Origin of the sequence: Rhizobium sp. YTUHZ044, assembly GCF_051123975.1 — a bacterium.
GTDB lineage: Bacteria > Pseudomonadota > Alphaproteobacteria > Rhizobiales > Rhizobiaceae > Rhizobium.
Map to the genome: position 1 here is coordinate 164,323 of NZ_CP101429.1, position 13,630 is coordinate 177,952.

Consider the following 13,630-nt stretch of genomic DNA (forward strand, 5'->3'; position numbering starts at 1 on the left):
TGAAAAGCTTCATTGCCTTCGCGACTGTATGCTGGTTCTGCAGTTTGACGGCTGGAGAACACGACGTAGACACGTGCAAGCGGGCCATGCAACAGCCTCCTTCCCCAGGGAGTGGTAGAGCTGGCCAACGCCGTGGGGAGATCTTGCAATCGTTGCTCTCTGTCTTATTGCTGCCATCATTCGCACAGAACGGAATGTAGCTGCTAAACGGCCCATCGTGTGGAGCTCTCAGCTCCCAAAATCTCATCGACAGCCTCAAGGAATGCATCCATTTGCAATTTTGTCCCGATGCTAACGCGAATGCAATCTTCCAGACCCTCATCAGGGAGTACGGCCACTAGTATCTTTTTTTGCTTCAAGTAGGTTTGCCACCAAGCGCCGTCTCGCCCTGATGGCACGCGGGCCAGCAGGAAATTCGCATGAGACGGCGCTACAGAGAACCCAAGTTGCGACAGTGCGAACCTCACGCGCTCTCTCTCAAACTTAATCTGTCTACGGTTCTCCTCGTAGTCCGTGCGGTGAGCAAGGATGCTGACGCCGACCGCATGGGCGATCACATTCATGTTGAACATGTTCTGGAGATTGCGCAGCCGCCCTATAACCTCAGGATGGCCAAAGCCGAAGCCAACGCGAATGCCGGCCGCCGCATAGCTCTTGGAGAACGTTCGTAATATCAGAAGGTTCGAATAGCGGTCAATTAAACGGAGAGCACTGTCAGGCGCAAAGTCAACATAGGCTTCGTCCAGCACGATCAACCGGTCAGACTGTGCGACGAGGCTTTCAATATCGGCAATCGGGGCAAAAGTGCCGGTAGGATTGTTCGGATTAGCCAAGAGAATGAACTTGGCCTTCTTTGCAGGACCGAAAAGCAGTTTGTGTATCGGCAACGAGCAAGGCTCGCCGGATCTGATTTCAAGCAATCGAGCACCTTGCAGCAGCGCGAGCTTGTGGTTGTATGCAAAGCCAGGTGACAACATTGCGACGCTGTCACCGGGATCAAGGAATGCTCTGTATAGAAGCGAAAGAAGTTCGGAGGACCCATTGCCGGCGATCACCTGATCCGGGGAAAGGTTATAGGATGCGGCAGCTGCTTCCCTCAAGCTGACGTTATCATCCTCCGGATATAGATACTGCCGTTCGAGAGCAGCAACAGCGCTCTGCATCACCGCTGCCGGCAAGGCAAATGGATTCTCGTTTGTGTTTAGTTTGACGCAGTCGGCATCTGGTCCCGGACCTGACGGAAGAGGATTTAGCTGTCTATACAATTCTGAAAGAGACGAAAGCACGCGTTGCAGTTTGGTATCAGACATAGTTCTTCTCTTTTGCAGTCGCAGAGGATAGTCGCTATCTCAGCCATTCACCGCGAGTCAATTATCAGGCGCCGTGCGGTTACTGGCCTAAAAACTCAATGCACGATTCTTCTAGTTCAGGTCTGCCGCTCAAGCAAAATCGTTTATTTGCATCGCAGCCATAGATGCGATGAATATGAAAAACATACTTGGATTAGGACGATCACTCATGTGTTGGGCGTTGAAGACACAGTGGCTCTGCTCGAGCGCCTCGACCCGAGCTCAAGTGCCTGGACGAAATTGTCTCGACACTGACGAGGGGGTCCGTTGGTGGCCCGACTCAGAGGTAACTACGTGTGGTGCATGGCGAAGCAAGAGCTCACGGTAGTGAGTAACTGCAGCGATGTGGTGTATCCCCACAATGCCGGCCACTGCTTTACCCGTTCACTACTCCGCTTGCCGGAGCTTGTGATCGCAGGTTCGCGAAAAACGTGTGGACGAGTTGAATCTGTTTCCGCTTTGAGATTCCGCTGAGCATCTCCACGCAGGATGATCAGAGTTGTTGTTTTCATAATGCTTTCCACAGCCGGCGAGCGATGCGTCCCGCGCGCTTTGGAAAATGGAAGGCGAACGGAGGCGCTTCGGCTGGTAGAGGAATGCGGACGTTTTTGAGTACGTATCGCGCGGCGCCTTCCACTTGGACGAATTCCACTGTCGCCGAACAACTGGGCTGTTTCAGCAGAGGCGTTCAACCACCGTGAGCAAGGGCGGGATAATCGTCTTATGAAAGCGAATGGCAGCCGCAAGATAGAGCCACCCGGTAAGGCTCCTGCGGCGCACCAGGGTGGTCATGCCGACATCTGGCCATCAGCCGGCCCTTCAGCGACATCCAAGATCAGGCGAAAAAGCAGGTGAGGGTCATCATAGCCGAATGTTTGGCAGTCGTCGCTGTGCACTAGTGGGAGCTGGCGACCAGGTCGAAATGCCTCGTGTCCGCGGTTGCGTTCAGACCGACCAACGGCATGAGGCGGTTTCGAAAATTCAGAATGTTTCGCACCGAGCGGGGTGCGCTACCAAGCGCTCGCCGGGCCGCCTCAGCTGCTGTCACCCGTTGGGCCAGAGCGAGGATCTCGTAGCGATCAGCCCAATCGGCTCCCGGAAGCCAAGCGTTCGGCAGCCATACGGTGCCTCTTGGTGGTCTCATGATCGCTTACGTTTCGTTCCTTACAATCCGCAGAACAGGGCGGTTATCTTGCGTGTGGCATAAAACATGATTGCGCGCGAAGGCGGCGCGACATAGCAGATCAAATGCCGCAGTTCAGGGCCATTTGTCGCACAGGACTGACGGCGACGGAAACAGCGACAGGGATCGTGGCGCACATCCGCCCGCCGTTTCAGGGTGCGATGCCGTGAAAAACAGTTTATCCAGAACTGCGCTCTTCGAGCTGTTGAGCTTGTCGGCGCCGTCGGTATTGAGCCGATCAGTGACTTGCTCGGTTGTGCGGTTACTCAGATGGTCCACTTTGACGAGTCGCATTGGCTATTCCTGGATGAGCAAGGACTGCGGGATGGTCTAACAGCCTTCACCATTCTTGGCCGGTACCCACAGCCTCTTGGCGGGAAAATCGTCTGCGGGTAATGACGGAAGCAAGTCATATCATTCTCCATCGATACCATTGGGACGCTGCTGCGCATTTCCAATGCTGCCAACCGGTAATCGACCCATCGATTCGGTGTTTGTCACAGATGATGATGTTCCCTCGAGGGGCCTTATTCTTGCAGGAAACTCAGGCTTTTGCGGGGCTAAAGCAGACTGGTCAGTGTATCGCCATCGTTGACGTACCTCCTGTCCGTTTGCGCGAGTGCGAGAAGACATTCAGTGACTCAAAAACCCCCGACAAGGCCGAGTCGCCGCTCTTGAGACACGCGGCTTGATTAATGCAGAGCGCGGATTGTACCATGCGGAGGACCCGTCTTCCCCAATGTTACAACTAGAATCGCATGTAGGCCGGAGGAACATTTAGCACCGCCGCGAGACTCGGCACAGTTGTCTCAAGAATGAGCCGGCAGGATTTGGACCATGAGCTTAAAGACGGATTTTATTGCAGAGCTGATCAGGGCTGCAAACGGCGTAGAGAAACTCACGCACTATGAGGTAAGCCGCCTCTTAGACCGATCAATCGATACCATCCGCGACATGCGTAGGCAGACAAGCGTCGCAGGAATACACAGTGCTCGAGACGTTCTGATTGATCTCAGGTTATGCTCGGAGCGCGTTCGCGACCTGCCGCCGGAACAAGTCCGGGACGCTCTCATCGACGCAGCCGACGTCCTCAGGTCATTGAAAATCGTACTGGACCGGGACTGAGTGAGTTGTTGACGTCACTTGTCGCGACTGAAGCCGATCTGGGACAGCGTACCTTGTCCAACAAGTCATTGCGGCAGGATCCCACCGGCCACCACGGCAGTAACAAGGAAATGAACGTATACTGGGGCCTGAAAGGTTGTGACAACATAGGCTTGCGCCGACAATACTGCGACTGCGACTGGCGATCGCACTTTTTCTGTTTGGCATGTGCTATGGTTCGATGGACGTAGCTATGAACAGCTGGGCGAGAGGTGGAGAAATACATGAGGCGGTCAGTGATGTCGTGGGGCCATGTGGAATGTGGGGGCTGTGGGCGCGCAATCGACAGCGGGTGTGGAAATCGCTTGAAAGCGAGCTATCACATAACCGCCATCTGCAAGCACGTAGCCGAGGCGCACGCCGGCCGCGCGAAACGTTCAGCGCCGCATCAGGTCTTCGACTTGCTGGTCTGGCGCATGATCTAGAGCGTGCCTAGCGTGTTGGCACTCACCAGGTGATCTCGCCGCACCAGACGTGACTCTGCGGCGAGTTGCGTCTCTGATCGGCCAGGCGTTGGCGGTCGGTCTGCGGTACGGTGAATGATATTCCAGTTGCATGCGCGATTCTCGGGGGAACGGAAGAACATCCATGAGAACGCCGGGCTCAGGCCGCGCAGTCGAGCCGTAATCGCGCACCGTATCGTTCGCAAAAAGACAGAGGCCGAGGGCCGTGGCCGCCGCCTTCCGAGACCGCACAAGGCCGATTACGGATGGGGAGGCGCTATCGAAGAGAAGGCTCCTTCTCCGGCCGTGATCGTCCATTCAGAAACGGTAGGTCACGCCAGCGCCGATCAACCACGCATCGATTGTTGCCTTGCCACTCAGCGGCCCGAGAACGCTATGATCAGCCTTCCACTCGGTTTCGAGGAAGATTCACATCGAAGTTCACGCCCCAATGCTCGTCAACCATGTAGTAGAAACCGACCTGCAGCGCGGCGCCCACATGATTGTCGACGTCGAGGTTATGGAAACCGGGCTTTTCGCTCCGGTTGTAGAATATCGAGTAGTTGATGCCAGCGCCGACATAGGGCTCGAAGGCGCCGAAATCGGTGAGATGGTACTGCAGCGTAAGCGTTGGCGGCAGCAGCCAAGCCCTCCGGACCGGCACGCCGCCCGCGCCATTTTCCTTGATGTTGGCATAGGTCGTGCCAAGGATAAGTTCAGCGGCGATGTGTCGGTGAAGAGGTAGCTGATGTCGAGTTCCGGGATCAGCGAGTCCGACTAGGAAAGGTCGGAGCCGGGCACGCTGTTGATTAAACCCTTGTCCTCAGTGATGAAGTGATGACACCCAAACCACGCACGCGGATCTGCCAGGGGCTTAGCCCAGCCGCTACATCCTCTGCCACACAGGCGATGATCTCAGGTTCGCGGCGGCCGCCCCGCATGCGAAAAAAGCCGCACCCACGCCCGCGATCCATCTCAGCCGTGCGTCATCCATGTTCATTTGACGTCTCCTTGAAACAAGCATTACCTCGGCCTAACCGAGGATCACCTGGAGAGCCGCTGAATCTGAGCGCCGCCCGCGGTAGTGCCGTCCTACGTCGATGACTGTGCCTTTCAACTTGGTGTTTGGCGCCGATTTTATGACATTAGGCGTCGCCGAAGTAAGGCAGTCGATACGAAGAAGGGCAATACGCCAAAAATGAAAAGTACTCCAAGATGGAACATGACGTCGGCGGCTGGCCGGCCGAACATTGCCGGGCGAATGAGGTCGATCGCATGTGCCAGCGGCAAGAATGTCGCCATCTGCTGAACTTTACCGGGCAATTGAGTTACCGGGTAGACAGCACCGGACAAGAACAGCATCGGCGTGAGAATGAGGGTCTGGTAGAAGATGAAATAGTCGTAGCTGGGCGCGAGCGCCACAACGATCATTGCCAGACTCGCAAACGCGATTCCGGTCAGGGCTATCACCGGCACCACATAAGGAATGGATGACCAAACCGCATAACCCAGAATGGCTGCGACGACCGCAATCGCAGTTCCGGCCAAAAGCGCCTTGGTAGCTGCCCAGGCGACTTCTCCCAGCACTACGTCGCCAAGGGTCATCTGCGTGTATAAGATCGCCTCCCAACTGCGTTGATCGCGCATGCGCGCGAAGGCCGCATAGATGGTTTCGAACGTAGACGCCGTCATCGCGCTAGCCGCTACCATGCCAGTTGCCAGGAAAGCAATATATGACATGCCTTCGACTCGTCCGACCATCAAACCAAGGCCGGTCCCCAGACCAAAAAGATAGACCATGGGATCTGCTAGGTTGCCGAGAATTGACACAAGCGCGGCTTTTTTCCACCCAAGGTAGTTGCGGCGCCACATCGCAGTCCAGTTCCAGCCATTGGCAGGCAGAACTGCCGCATAATTTTCCCACATCTTTCAATCCTTCATCTCTCGCCCAGTCAGTCGTAGAAAAACGTCCTCGAGATTGGGGGGGCGCTGTAAAAGACGCAGATCCGTACGGTCCCGCAATTGTATTCGCACCTGCTCAGGAGCGGAGGAGTAACAAAAGAGGGTTTCTCCGCTTACCTCAATGCGCTGCGCGCATGTTTTGATACGCGCGCGCAGTTCATGTGGATTGCCGCCATTGATCTCAATGACTTGGCAGCCGATCTGCTCGTCGATCAGCCCTTGGGGCCGACCTTCGGCGATCTTCTGTCCTTCTTCAAGAACGCATAGCCGGTCGCATAACCGCTCTGCCTCCTCCATGAAATGCGTAGTAAGCAGGATCGTCTTGCCGCGTGCCAACAGCGAGCGCAGCCGCTCCCAAATCAGGTGGCGCGCGTGCGGGTCGAGACCGGTGGTGGGCTCATCTAATATGAGCAGTTGTGGGTCGTTGATGAGCGCGCGTGCCAGCATCAGGCGCCGTTTCATACCACCGGAAAGGCCTGCGACCCGCGCATCCGCCTTACTCTCAAGTCTGGCAAACTCTAGGAGTGACGGGATAACGGCTTCGATCTGACGGGTGCTCATATTGAAGTAGCGCCCAAAGACCAACAGGTTCTCACGCACTGTGAATTCCTGATCGAGGTCGTCGAATTGCGGAACCACCCCAATGCTTGCCCGCGCCAGACGAGCCTGCGCAGGCACTGGTGCGCCAAGCACCGTGATCTTGCCTGCGTCGGGCGGCGTCATACCAAGGACCATGCGCGCAATCGTGCTTTTGCCGGCACCGTTGGGCCCGAGGAGCCCGAAGCACTCTCCTTTTTTGACGGCGAACGAAAACCGATCGACAACAGTTCGGTCGATATAGGTTTTCGTGACGTCAATCAAACTGATTGCTATCGCGGCCATGTGCTTGCCGAGAAAGCCGTGCAGTCCACCGGGGATACATCGGTTTCGCTCGTCCTTGTAAGCAGCAAGCCATCGCACCATACGTGGCCTATTTGTCCCCACTCGCAGGCCGCTGCAGCGTCGGGGAAAAAACCCCGGCCGTGATAGTTGGCACTCGTGTTGCAAAGCAGCGGAATACCGGTGAGACTTTCATATTCGGCCAAAAGCTTCGAGACTTCGTGCTCATAGTTTCGCGAGATCGTTTGAAGTCGCGCAGTTCCATCAAGGTGCACTACGGCGGGGATCCGTGCTCGCCATTCCGGGCGTGTCGTATGATCGAAGAGCATGTAGGGATCTGGAGTGCCGGGGTCGAAGATTTCCTGTGCGCGGTCTTCCAAGCAAATTGGGGCTACAGGTCGGAAATGCTCGCGGAATTTCACTTCGTTGAGATGATCCTTCATTTTCGGGGAAGTCGCGGCGGCCAAGATGCTTCTGCCTCCCAACGCCCGTGGCCCAAGTTCTGCACGGCCGGCAAGAAAAACAACCGGTTCGTTAGATGCCAATATCCTGGCGAGTTCGGCCAAGGTGCATGGAGCAGCTTCCCACCCTGGCGGGATTGCGCTACTCTTCAGCTTAGGGCCGCTGTAAACTGACCAGTCAAGCGGAGCGAGACCACGCTCGACAGCACGCGCGCAGCAGGCGGCGCCAATAGCCGATCCGCTGTCGTTGGGAAATGGGGGCACCCAGACTGATTCAAACAGACCACTCGCTCTGAGCGCGCTGTTCCATTTGATGTTAAGGCCGCATCCGCCGGCCACGCACAAGTTTCGGGATTCGAATTGCGACTGCATCTGTAGAGCAATCGTCATCTCGCCAACGAGGAGGCGTTCAAGGAAAACATGAAATGAAGCAAGTACATCCTGGGGTTTTTCACACTGTAACCGGGACGCGCTTGCGTCGAAGTAATCATTGACGCGTCCAAGCAATGCGTCTGCATTATGAATGTTTTCCCTATAACCGACCGCGAGCAGCGTTTCTCCGGCGAAGTGTTCCTCGTAGAGCTCCCGAAACACGTTTAGGATGTTCTCCTGAGCCGCGCCAAGTGCAATGTAGGCCATTAGCTTTCCGGCGACACCCAGGTTCCAGCTTTTTGGATCCGCCTTCCTGTACGGCCCGAAGTGATGGCCGGCGACAGCATAGGCATGACCTATCATCGGGAACATGCACTTGATTAATCGGATTCCTTTTGGCTCCGCATAGTAGAGCCGTGGAAATATGCAGCCATCCCATACCAAGCAGAACGAAGGTTCTCCGGCTTTGGCAAACGGACTGGTGCAGTACGCGGAGACTACGTGGCTTATGACGTGCGGAAAACTTTTGTAGGGAAGGATCGAGCCGCTGAGCGCGAGACCCGAGCTGTCATGGGACTTTAGAGGGCTCTCTGGCCACGGTTCGACATAGGGAGCTCCACTGAGAGTTATGGGGAGGCCTTCGCTGAAGACCTGGAACTCTGATTTAAGTTCTCCGTCCCACCCGTCGATGACGAATTGATCAACGTCCCCTACGCTCAAACCGTGTTCGTTCAGGGCTTGGACAATCGCGTCAAGGTTGTCGATAGCTTGATAGCGGGGGTTGTTGTTGCGCTTCTCCTGCTCAATACAGAAGATAAGTTTCCCGTCTTCGATGAGGGCAACTGCTCCGTCGTGTGTGAGTTTAATTCCGCAGATGCGCATAAGATCTCCATATCTAACGCGGTAGCCGGATCATTGAGAAACGGGGTGGCGATATCGGGTAAGCAAGCAGTCTTCGTTGGTGGTTTGGCCGACGCATCGCACACGATCAATTTGGACCAATTCCTGATCCAAGATCGTAATGACGGTTTCGGCACCAGCCACGTGACCCCAAAGTTGGCAGCTCGCATCACCTGCCGATCCGAATATTAGATGGCCGGATGGCGCGAGCATTTGTGCCAAGTTGCGGACAGCCGTTCGCATCTCAGCAACGCTCTCAAGGTAATAGAGCACCTCAGCTACCACGATCAGATCAAAGGGTTTTCGTGCCGAGAACTGGAGGATATCGCAGCTTATCCAGGAGATATTCGGCGGATCCTTTAGTCGTCGACGCGTTCGAGCGAGCGCATGGGGCACCACATCAATTACGGTGAGTTGCTCGCAATGCGGCGCAAGTCTTTCGGTGAACGCCCCGGCTGCGCATCCGACTTCGAGCGCGTTTGTGATTGATTGCTGCGCAAGCGCCAGCCGCAGCATTTGCCTATGTCGCTCCTGCTCGAACGGGTTGCTGTCAAGCCGCCATGGATCGTCTTCAGCCAACTCATCATGCAGCAACTGATAGTGCTTTTTCTGGTTCAACTTCCTGCACCTCTTGTGGCTAATCCCGCAACTGATGTTAGGTTTGTCCGCCTTCGGCCTCGCCGTCAGCTGCAACATCCAAAGCCGACCAAGACTTCGGATGCTCGCGAAAAGGTTAATCCATCGGTAGAGATTTAAGCGATGATGTTTCCGCGCTGCGGGGGGGTCTTTGCAAGACATCAGTGCGAGAGAGCCAAGCACTATTGCTTAACGTACACAGCGCATATGCTTTAAGGGGAAGAATGAGGAAAAGGTTGATTGGCGTGTGGGCAGCAAATGTTAGAAATCGAACCTGGCGAGCGCGAAGCGCAGCCACACTGGTGCGCACCACCGTCATGAATGCTATCATCGTTATCGTCGACCACGGTATCGTGGCTGCCACCGCAATCTGCGCAAGCCCCATCAATACCGACACGGCAAGAAGCAGCGGCCCAAGATTCTGCCCGATCACGTCTAATGTTAGATAACGGTCAAGCCTGCGCAACAAGCGCAGCGCTAGCAACGTGTCTCGGAACGTGCTGCGCGCCCAGCGCAACTGTTGTCGCAGATACGGTGCGAGCCGGTCTGGCACGACTGTGGCTGCAATGGCATCCGCAACATACTCGGTCCGAAAACCAGCTTTGAGCATCAGGATTGTAAGATGACGGTCCTCACCAAAATCGCTTGTTTTGCCGCGAAACAGTTGCGTCTCGTATTGGTCGAGCAGCAAAAGCAGTGCAGATCGGCGGTACATGGCGCATGGACCACAACAGCACATCACCGCACCAAAACGTGCCTGCGCCGCCCGCTCCTCGTTGCAGGCCAGCCAGTATTCCATGTCGATCAGTCGTGTCAGCCATGTGTCGCTGCGATTTCTGGCCACCAATTGTCCCATAACCGCGCCTATCGATGGATCGCGCATCTTGTGGACGAGCTTCGTGACCACGTCGGGCGCAAGCGTGGTGTCTGAGTCGACGTTTAGAAGCAAGTCACCGGATGAGCGGCGTATTGCGGCGATCTGCGCCTTGCGCTTTCCGGCATTTGTAGGCAGAAGAATGAAGTTGAACCGCGGATCTCCCGCATATGTGTTGTGTACGGGTGCGAGGTCCTCGCGGTTTGTAGAACCATCATCTATCACAAAAACCTGCAGCCGCCCGGCATAATCCTGATTTGCGATAGACTCGAGGCACGCCGAGAGAATGTCCGGGTCTTCATTGAAACAGGGAACAATCACGTCGACGCTTGCCAGCGCGTTGAGCGGGCTTCCGGGAGAGGCAGAAAAAGAACTTGCCGTTGGAGCATACAGGACCTGCATGCCCTTATAGACGCCAGAAAGAAGCGCATACAACGAAATTGCCACCGTGCCGGCTGTACCAAATAGATCCATGCAGATACCGTCCGTTAATTATCCTAGGAGAGCGTTCGGATGACAAAACCACGGTCGTGCAACCCGGTAATGACACGGGAAAGCGCCATCAGCGTCTGGTCGCGCAAGCCAGAAAGCTTGTGTCCTACAAGCTCGTTAGGGGGGCACCCATCGTGCAACAGCACGATGGCGCCTGGCTCGACTGAAGCCAGCACTGCATCAACAATGGCGTTGACACCAGGGCGCGACCAGTCCCGCGGATCTACGGACCAATGTACCGCTTGGAGCCCCACGCGCGCTGAGATGCTTAGCACGTTTTCGTTCCAGACCCCGTATGGAGCGCGGATAAACTTGGGTTCAGCCTGAGGAGAGGCCGACTTAATGGCCTCTCTTGCTTCGGTGATCTGATATTCTATTTCCTCTAGTCCGCATGTCGTCAGATCCGGATGGGTCATAGTATGGTTGCCAACCTCGTGCCCTTCGGCAACGATTCGTCGGATAAGTTCTGGTTGATCCGCGGCATAAGCACCGATGACGAAGAACGTAGCGGGTACGCGTTGCTCCGCCAGAACATCGAGGATATCAGGCGTGCAATATGGGTTTGGTCCGTCGTCGAACGTCAGATAAACACTACGGTTGGCGCTGTTGCCCGAGACTTTGCAACTATAATCCAGCTGTTTCATAGCTCTGGGCCATTACGATCAATTAGCGTGCCGGAAGGCCACTCGTCCATCGAGCGCGCTATGGGAAACACGACGGCGAGGGGATCCTCAATTCGCGTGGCTGGCAGATCGAGGTAGACCTCTGGGAGAGTGGAGCGGACGCGGACCCCTGGGAGGATGGTCGCAATACCGCCGCGGCACAGTCTCTCAACGTGCTTGTACAGCGCGTGCCGAACCGTGCCGAACGCGAATGGGACGCCGAGCCGCTGCAACTCCGGATACAGCGTAAACATTGAATGACTAAGCCCAAGTCCTTCAAGATCGGCACGCACTCCCCACAACCCCAGTTCCCCCACCAGGAGATCCACCTCCCCGACCTTGATGAAACGCCGCAGCATGCCCATGTGGGCGGCAACGCCATGCGAGTCGTAAGCAATCACGCGCATTTCAGGCCGCGCTCCGGCCCAACTCCGGCCACCTTCGAAGGGCATTGCATTGAACGCGCCTGTCGGCCCGTAGGTATTACGAAAGAATGCAGAAAGTTCTGCGTGATCGTCGACTTGCAGCTCATTTTCCCAACAAAGTTTCCATCGCACGTCAGCAGGCATTTTTGTCTCTCTATGCTTCTGGCAAAACTTGCAGTTATCCGGACGCGTCTAGTATGCAGCATCTGGATAACCAGTGGTATTAGTTCTATGCAGTAATGGCTGCAATCAGTGAAATCGATTGTTTGGATGAAACGCATCCATCCCGTGGATGGAGAATATGTGCAGAACCCGTTTGGCCTGCGATCGGTTTCTTCTCCACTTGCAGCTCCTGAGTGCTTTGGTCAATCAAGCATCAAACTTTTTCCGAATACAAATGGTCCAGTCGGAGCTGCGCATGGATGTCTTGCCACTCTAGGCACAGGACCTATTGCGGCGGCATCCAGCATCTGCTCGGCGAGCAGCTTCTTCAGCTTGGCGTTCTCCTCTTCGAGCGCCTTCAGACGCTTCGCCTCGGAGACCTCCATACCGCCGTATTTGGCTTTCCAGTTGTAAAATGTCGCGTCCGAAATCCCATGCTTGCGGCAGAGCTCGGCCACCTTCGCGCCAGCCTCCTGCTCCTTCAGCACCGCAATAATCTGCTCTTCCGTAAATCTCTGCTTCTTCATGCGTCCGTCCTTCAATTGATCTGAACCCTTCAAACTGGACCAGTTTTGGTTAGAGTTTCCGGTGCATTTTCCTGGCTGGGAAAGGAACGGAAGACGATGAAGGCATCGCAGTTTTCGGACGCCCAGAAGGCGTTCATTCTGAAGCAAGGCGACGAAGGTGTGCCCGTTGCAGAGATCTGCCGCAAGGCGGGGATCAGCCAGGCGACCTATTTCAACTGGAAGAAAAAATATGCCGGCATGTTGCCGCCGGAGATGAAGAAGCTGAAGCAGCTCGAGGACGAGAATTCGCGGCTGAAGAAGATTGTCGCGGACCTGACGCTCGATCGTGAGATGCTGCAGGACGTCATTCGCCGAAAGCTCTAAGGCCTGCTCGCAAGCGGGAGATGGTGAAGGGCATGTGCCGGGATTGGGCGATCTCGATCCGGCGTGCCTGTGGGGCGCTGAACTTCGATCGGTCAACCTACCACTACACCTCTCGTCGTGCCGATCAGGCCGGTCTGGAACGTCGTATCCGTGAGATCTGTGAGACCCGTGTCCGCTACGGTTATCGTCGTGTGCAGGTACTGTTGGAACGCGAGGGTTGGGGTACCAACATCAAGCGGACCTACCGCATTTACAGGGACTTGGGCCTGCAATTGCGTAATAAGACACCGAAACGCCGGGTCAAAGCCAAGCTGAGGGAAGGTCGGCAAATGGCAGTCGGTCCGAACGATGTCTGGGCTATGGACTTCGTTCACGACCAACTCGCGACCGGCAAGAAACTGCGGGTGCTCACGGTGGTGGATACCTTCTCACGCTATGTGCCGGTGCTCGATCCGCGTCACAGCTATCGAGGTGAAGATGTCGTGCAAACCTTGGAACGAGTATGCCGGAACGTTGGCTATCCCAAGACGATCCGTGTCGATCAGGGGACCGAGTTCGTGTCTCGCGATCTCGATCTCTGGGCCTATGCTAAGGGCGTCACGTTGGACTTCTCACGCCCTGGAAAACCGACCGACAACGCCTTTATAGAAGCGTTCAACGGCCGCTTCCGCGCCGAATGCCTGAACCAACACTGGTTTCTGACCCTTGCGGATGCTGACCTGCCACGGGTAATTTCCTCCAGAATGGATTAGAGTCCGGCCCATTGAGGACGGACA

General features: G+C 55.8%; 10 protein-coding genes and 3 pseudogenes. 2 read left to right on the forward strand and 11 right to left on the reverse strand.

All coding sequences use genetic code 11. The features are described 5' to 3' along the window. Window positions 1-203: 203 nt before the first annotated feature. Together hisC and NL154_RS28640 are read right to left on the reverse strand one after the other, a co-directional pair. Window positions 204-1,310 (reverse strand): histidinol-phosphate transaminase, encoded by a 1,107-nt coding sequence (gene hisC, locus NL154_RS28635; protein WP_430961124.1) that lies wholly within the window; start codon window positions 1,308-1,310, stop codon window positions 204-206. A 1,297-nt stretch (window positions 1,311-2,607) separates the two neighbouring features. Then, complete coding sequence (locus tag NL154_RS28640) at window positions 2,608-2,826, reverse strand: hypothetical protein (protein WP_430961123.1); 219 nt, start codon at window positions 2,824-2,826, stop codon at window positions 2,608-2,610. Between the two features lie 543 nt (window positions 2,827-3,369). Here NL154_RS28640 and NL154_RS28645 point away from each other — a divergent pair. Next, window positions 3,370-3,657 (forward strand): hypothetical protein, encoded by a 288-nt coding sequence (locus NL154_RS28645; protein ID WP_430961122.1) that lies wholly within the window; start codon window positions 3,370-3,372, stop codon window positions 3,655-3,657. Window positions 3,658-4,457: 800 nt separating this feature from the next. Here the strand turns inward: NL154_RS28645 and NL154_RS28650 are convergent. The 9 genes and pseudogenes from NL154_RS28650 to NL154_RS28690 all read right to left on the reverse strand — a co-directional run. Beyond that, window positions 4,458-5,059 (reverse strand): annotated as a pseudogene (locus NL154_RS28650) (OmpW/AlkL family protein); the annotation flags it as partial. Between the two features lie 217 nt (window positions 5,060-5,276). Next, window positions 5,277-6,065 (reverse strand): ABC transporter permease, encoded by a 789-nt coding sequence (locus NL154_RS28655; protein WP_430961121.1) that lies wholly within the window; start codon window positions 6,063-6,065, stop codon window positions 5,277-5,279. 3 nt (window positions 6,066-6,068) lie between these two features. Then, window positions 6,069-6,983, reverse strand: coding sequence for a nodulation factor ABC transporter ATP-binding protein NodI (nodI, locus tag NL154_RS28660; RefSeq protein ID WP_430961120.1), 915 nt, complete (start codon window positions 6,981-6,983; stop codon window positions 6,069-6,071). Continuing rightward, window positions 6,971-8,695, reverse strand: coding sequence for a nodulation protein NodU (gene nodU / locus NL154_RS28665; RefSeq protein ID WP_430961119.1), 1,725 nt, complete (start codon window positions 8,693-8,695; stop codon window positions 6,971-6,973). The genes nodI and nodU overlap by 13 nt, the downstream gene beginning before the upstream one ends. A 30-nt stretch (window positions 8,696-8,725) precedes the next feature. After that, window positions 8,726-9,331, reverse strand: coding sequence for a nodulation methyltransferase NodS (gene nodS / locus NL154_RS28670; RefSeq protein ID WP_430961118.1), 606 nt, complete (start codon window positions 9,329-9,331; stop codon window positions 8,726-8,728). A gap of 115 nt (window positions 9,332-9,446) precedes the next feature. Next, on the reverse strand, window positions 9,447-10,697 hold the full coding sequence (gene nodC / locus NL154_RS28675; protein WP_430961117.1) for a chitooligosaccharide synthase NodC: 1,251 nt from the start codon (window positions 10,695-10,697) through the stop codon (window positions 9,447-9,449). A gap of 23 nt (window positions 10,698-10,720) precedes the next feature. Further along, entirely contained in the window at window positions 10,721-11,359 is a 639-nt protein-coding gene (gene nodB / locus NL154_RS28680) for a chitooligosaccharide deacetylase NodB (protein ID WP_430961116.1), read from the reverse strand. After that, on the reverse strand, window positions 11,356-11,946 hold the full coding sequence (locus NL154_RS28685; RefSeq protein ID WP_069457973.1) for a NodA family N-acyltransferase: 591 nt from the start codon (window positions 11,944-11,946) through the stop codon (window positions 11,356-11,358). The genes nodB and NL154_RS28685 overlap by 4 nt, the downstream gene beginning before the upstream one ends. Before the next feature lie 305 nt (window positions 11,947-12,251). Further along, window positions 12,252-12,491: pseudogene (locus tag NL154_RS28690) on the reverse strand (transposase); the annotation flags it as partial. A 96-nt stretch (window positions 12,492-12,587) separates the two neighbouring features. On the opposite strand from NL154_RS28690, the pseudogene NL154_RS28695 reads away from it, so the two are divergent. Next, window positions 12,588-13,570, forward strand: a pseudogene (locus NL154_RS28695) (IS3 family transposase); the annotation flags it as partial. Window positions 13,571-13,630: the final 60 nt, after the last annotated feature.